The following is a 5,159-nucleotide window of genomic DNA, read 5'->3' as shown; positions in this document are numbered from 1 at the left end:
CGGTCTCTATCGATCTACATTTTGCGTGGCATCTAGCACATCTGCTGCGGGGAATAAGGGAATTTTCAAGGTAAAGGTCGAACCACATTGGAGCTGGCTCTGGAGGGAAATTTGACCCCGATGAGCATCGACGATCGCTTTCACGATCGCCAGTCCCAAACCAGAACCTTCAGATCGCCGCCGACTTTTGGCAGCACGGGCAAACCGTTCAAAAATTTGTTCTCGATCGGTATCGGCAATTCCTTCGCCAGTATCCTGGATCCACAGGTGTAGTGTATTTTGCCGCTGCATCGAGCCGAACGAAATTTTATCGCCAACTTGGGTATGTTGCACGGCATTGTTCCCCAAATTGAGGATCGCCTGTGTCATCCGATAGCGATCGATCCGCACTTCGCCTTCAGCAAATCTTGCCAAATCCCAATTGCGCTCTCCTAGACTACGCAACTTCGCAAATAGTTCCTCTGTAAAAATTCGCACATCGACGATCTCATACTGCAAAAAATCGGGACGTTCCGACTTTGCCAGCAACATCAAGTCCTCTACCATCCGCGCCATCCGATCGAGTTCGTCGATCGCGATGGCTACAGCTTCCTCCCGTTCTTGCGGATCGTCTCCCATCAATTCCAAATGACCGCGAATAATCGTGATGGGAGTGCGGAGTTCGTGCCCAGCATCATTAATAAAGTTGCGCTGACTCACAAATGCCGATTCTAGCCGCTCCATCATCTCATTAAATGTGGTGGCTATTTCTGCCATTTCCCCGCCACCCTGCACGGGCAATCGCTGACTCAAATCGGATTCACCTACCAATCTTGCAGTGCCAATCAACGATCTCAGTGGTGCCAACACCTGCCCCGATGCAAACCAAATTAACACCAGTGCAAGTACCAACACTCCTCCAAATACCTGCACCACCACCACAACTGCTTCTAATACTTCATTCCGTTCGCCAGATGTGGTATGAGCGACTACAAATACACCGAGCGTTCGATCGTTTACTTTGACAGGCTCGACCAAATACAATATGTCGCCGACTCCCAGGTCTTTTGTTTTCTGCGTCCCCTGTGATGCTACAGTTGCTTTTGCCCATGCCTGCATCAAGTCCGAATTTTGTTCGAGCACTTCTGGTCTTGCTCTCGGACTAGATTTGTACAATTGGCCCTTGACAAAGGCAATCATATAGACTTCATCTTCTGGCAACTGACGAGTCAAAAAAGCATCTAAAAAATCTTCTAGTTCCGCTGAATTGGCTGGTTTTTTCAGTCGCTGCTGCCGATTGTCTGACTGCGCCGCACTCAATCCTGAATTGTCCAGATCTTCATCGATTAATTCTTCAGCTAGCGAACTGCGAAAAAATGCCATCTTTTCGCTCATATCATCTTGCACCCGTCGATCTACCCGTGCAAACAAAAAGTGTCGAAATATCGGAATACCGATGGCGAAGATGAACGCTAAAATCCCAATATAACAAAGCAAAATCCGCGTCCGCGCCGCCCCCAAAAAGCCCGTCCGCTGCGATCCTCCAGCTGTCGCAGTCAATGGTGTCCCTGGATTGGTGCGATCGATCTCCGCCATATCTAGATCCAAATCTCTACTTTTGAAATACTCACCGTGAGTTCAGCAGGGGTGATTCTTGACAGATCGTCGCAATTTGCTACCATCGTAGGATCTGTAGGTTGGGTTGCGGATGCGCGCTCTGGAGGTTTCCTCCAGATTGAGCGCACCAAGCAGAAGAATGAAACTAGAGCGCACTCAGCCAAAATTTCTTTCATCCCTTAGACGACATTTTGCGTCGGCTCAGTTGCTCTGAAAGAGCATCGTGTGCCGCTCCGCCCAGCACACATCCCACCCCAAACATTAATTTAGATTATCGACCCTAGCCGCGATCGTCTCCCTCACCTGCACCGGAACATTTGTAAAAAACCGATACCCAGTCAACTTCTCAACCTCCTTCACCGACGTGCGATACTGCCGCCACGGATCGTCTCTCACCCCTTGCTTATTCGGAATAATCACCGCGATCGTCCGGGTGTTCGGCGTCACTCCAGCCACGCCAGAATTGGGTCTATCCAGCACTAAAATCACTTTCCACGTCACAGCAGGTACGATGACTTTCCCCTGCCCTACAGTCGCTTTAAAACCGTTCTTACCGATCCCACCTTGCCCGTGTCCGCCAGAGACAATGAATAATTCCTTACCAGATCTAACTAATTCGCGCGAATAGTTTTCTAGTTGCACCCACACCCCTTGATTGTTATCTGGCGCTTGGGGGATGATATTAGTCATCAAAAAAGTGGGAATATTGTCTGCTGGCGATCGACTGCGATCTTCAGAGTTAGTCATATGACCGCGATCGAAACCACTCCCGGTATAATCTGACGGTTTAATTCGCGCCCAGCCGACAGGCAAATCCTCATCCGGTGCAAACTTACCTACACGATGAGCATCGCCCAGCCATGACGCATTTAATTCCCACGACACCCAGTTAGGTATCCCTTTAGTTCGAGAATAAGACAGCGCATACTGGGGACGCACGAGCAGATAGTTTTCCACATTACCGGGCGAACTAGTTGCTTGTGATGGATTGCCCATCAACAGGTTGATATTGCCTTGGGTTTCCCCTCCTGAAGGAATGTCGGGATTGCGACAGGCGACGACACTAATAATCAAGATCGCCAAGATCGGGAAATAGGCAATTTTTCGCACGGTTGTTAACATCTCATCACGATCGGGATCTAATTTTCCCGTCGTCCTCTTCCAAGCCTAATACCTAAAGCCTAAAGCCTAAAGCCTAATCCTCAGCCGAACGAGGGGAATCATCATGATACAACGCATCCAGTCTGGCGCGTGCATCCTCGACACTAATCGACTTCATGATTAGTAGCGGTTCGGTGGTGACATTGCCAGCAGAGTCTAGCAATTCGGGGTGTACGACGGCACCCGCACGGTATCTGGAACCTGGAAAATTAGGATTGGTCATCGCCCGTGGCTGGGACGCATCCATACTAAACCCAATCAAACTGCGGATCAGATTTCCGATCGCTAGAAATGCCAAAATACTGAAGGCAATTAAATAAATTATCTGTAACATGTCACTGTCCTACACGAAGAGCCAAAATATAGAAGTAGCAAAGCAAAAGTCGGCGGTCTAGGTTGACGATCGGCACCACCTGGGAATATGGCAGGCGAATGGGCAAATCTTCAACAGTCAATTTAACTTTTATGAGAAGTTAAGATGACCGTTCGCGAGCCTTACTCTCCTATCTTAGACTGTTCCGACTGTCTTAACTGCATCGAGACATGCCAACACTCAGTCACGATTTGATGCCAACCCACCATTTGGCTCGGCTCGATCCCGGCTTGTCCGCCAACGGCTTGGAATAACATTTTGGCAACGTTTACTTCTTGCTGTGCTCGCCGCACGCGATCGAGTAAGTCAGCTTGCTCGCTGGGGCTTAAAAAAGAAATCTGCTTGCTCTCTAGTAATTCTGTCGATCGACTAAACCAGTATTCAAAGTCTACAAGCAATGGCTGGAGGATGTTTTGGAGCAGTTCTTGTTCTGATGGCTGCGACATGGACATGGGGTACAAATAGATTGTTGTTTTATGTTCTTATTCTAGTTGTTTTTTACAATTCTTAATGGAAAAATTTAGAATTGATAACCGAACTAAGATTGGCGGGTATCATGGAAATGACAACTTGCCGAACTTTGACTTTTGTACTCGATCGGCAGTACAATAGTACATAGACACCAAGCTTTTGGTGGTTAAACCCAGGCACAGTTACTTCACCTCCCCCTGTTCATAGAGGCATTAATGGCAACCCAAATCACAAATAGCCCAGACAGACAAAAAGCTCTTAGCTTAGTCCTTACCCAAATTGAGAAATCGTTTGGTAAAGGGGCAATTATGCGTCTTGGTGATGCCCAGCGGATGCGGGTAGAAACTATTTCGAGTGGAGCAATGACCCTAGATATTGCCTTGGGTGGCGGTTTGCCCAAAGGAAGAGTCATTGAAATCTACGGCCCCGAAAGTTCGGGTAAAACTACTCTCGCCCTCCACGCGATTTCGGAAATTCAGAAGGCGGGCGGAGTAGCCGCCTTCGTTGATGCCGAACACGCACTAGATCCAACCTATTCTGCGGCATTGGGTGTAGACATCAACAATCTGCTTGTATCACAGCCAGATTCGGGCGAAGCCGCTTTAGAAATCGTCGATCAATTAGTCCGCTCGGCGGCTGTCGATATCGTCGTGATTGACTCCGTAGCAGCATTGGTACCTCGCGCCGAGATTGAAGGCGACATGGGTGACTCACACATGGGCCTACAAGCGCGGTTGATGAGCCAAGCCCTGCGAAAAATTACTGGCAGCATCTCCAAATCTGGCTGTACGGTGATCTTTATCAACCAACTACGTCAGAAAATTGGGGTTGTTTATGGTAGTCCCGAAACAACTACTGGTGGTACCGCACTCAAATTTTACGCTTCCGTCCGCCTAGACATCCGTCGGATTCAGACTCTCAAACGTGCCAATGATGGCGAATACGGCAACCGCGTCAAAGTTAAAGTTGCTAAAAATAAAGTCGCGCCACCGTTCCGGATTGCAGAGTTCGATATTATCTTCGGTAAGGGAATCTCAACTGTTGGCTGTCTGGTAGATCTAGCGGAAGAAACTGGTATTATCACGCGCCGTGGTGCTTGGTATAGCTATGAGGGCGATAATCTCGCTCAAGGACGTGACAATACGGTCAAGTACATGGAAGAAAATGCCGAGTTTGTCGCTAAAGTTCAGCAACAAGTCTTGGATAAGCTCAATACTGGTGTCCCTGTCTCTGCTAATACGCTCAAGCAAGTTGAGGAAGAAGAGGAAGATGGCGACGATGATGAAGCATAAACTTGATTAGCTAGCTCAGAAAGTAGGCTAGACTTCAACCGAAGTCTAGCCTACTTTTATTGGCGTTGCTGAATTGAGGTATGAAGCATAGATTTTGCCCTCACCCCCAGCCCCTCTCCCAAGCTTGGGAGAGGGGAGCCAGAGCCGAAGGATCTGGCGGGGTGAGGGCCGATCGTAAACGCCTCGGTGACAATACCCCCGCAGTTGCTGGGCAAAGCGTCAACCATACCTTTATCGATCGCGGCAACTATGATGAGAAATATTTG

General features: G+C 48.6%; 5 protein-coding genes and 1 pseudogene. 2 read left to right on the top strand and 4 right to left on the bottom strand.

The annotated features are described in order from the left end of the window. Window positions 1-6 precede the first annotated feature (6 nt). The 4 genes from RMO35_RS10595 to RMO35_RS10580 form a co-directional block, all read right to left on the bottom strand. Window positions 7-1,575: an ATP-binding protein gene (locus RMO35_RS10595; RefSeq protein WP_309741046.1), complete on the bottom strand. Its 1,569-nt coding sequence runs from the start codon at window positions 1,573-1,575 to the stop codon at window positions 7-9. Window positions 1,576-1,857: 282 nt separating this feature from the next. After that, window positions 1,858-2,718: a DNA/RNA non-specific endonuclease gene (locus RMO35_RS10590; protein WP_309741044.1), complete on the bottom strand. Its 861-nt coding sequence runs from the start codon at window positions 2,716-2,718 to the stop codon at window positions 1,858-1,860. Window positions 2,719-2,791: 73 nt separating this feature from the next. After that, complete coding sequence (locus RMO35_RS10585; protein ID WP_309741042.1) at window positions 2,792-3,091, bottom strand: DUF2973 domain-containing protein; 300 nt, start codon at window positions 3,089-3,091, stop codon at window positions 2,792-2,794. A 161-nt stretch (window positions 3,092-3,252) separates the two neighbouring features. Beyond that, the gene (locus tag RMO35_RS10580) at window positions 3,253-3,582 is read right to left on the bottom strand and encodes a DUF2605 domain-containing protein (protein ID WP_309741040.1); all 330 of its coding nucleotides are present in this window, start codon (window positions 3,580-3,582) and stop codon (window positions 3,253-3,255) included. A gap of 234 nt (window positions 3,583-3,816) precedes the next feature. Between RMO35_RS10580 and recA the strand changes: the two genes are divergently transcribed. Then, on the top strand, window positions 3,817-4,893 hold the full coding sequence (gene recA, locus RMO35_RS10575; protein ID WP_309741038.1) for a recombinase RecA: 1,077 nt from the start codon (window positions 3,817-3,819) through the stop codon (window positions 4,891-4,893). Window positions 4,894-4,973: 80 nt separating this feature from the next. After that, a pseudogene (locus RMO35_RS10570) lies at window positions 4,974-5,159 on the top strand (hypothetical protein); the annotation flags it as partial.

Source organism: Chamaesiphon sp. OTE_20_metabat_361 (assembly GCF_031364565.1).
The sequence above is the reverse complement of the archived record's forward strand: the minus strand, read 5'-3'. Positions and strand labels throughout refer to the sequence as shown.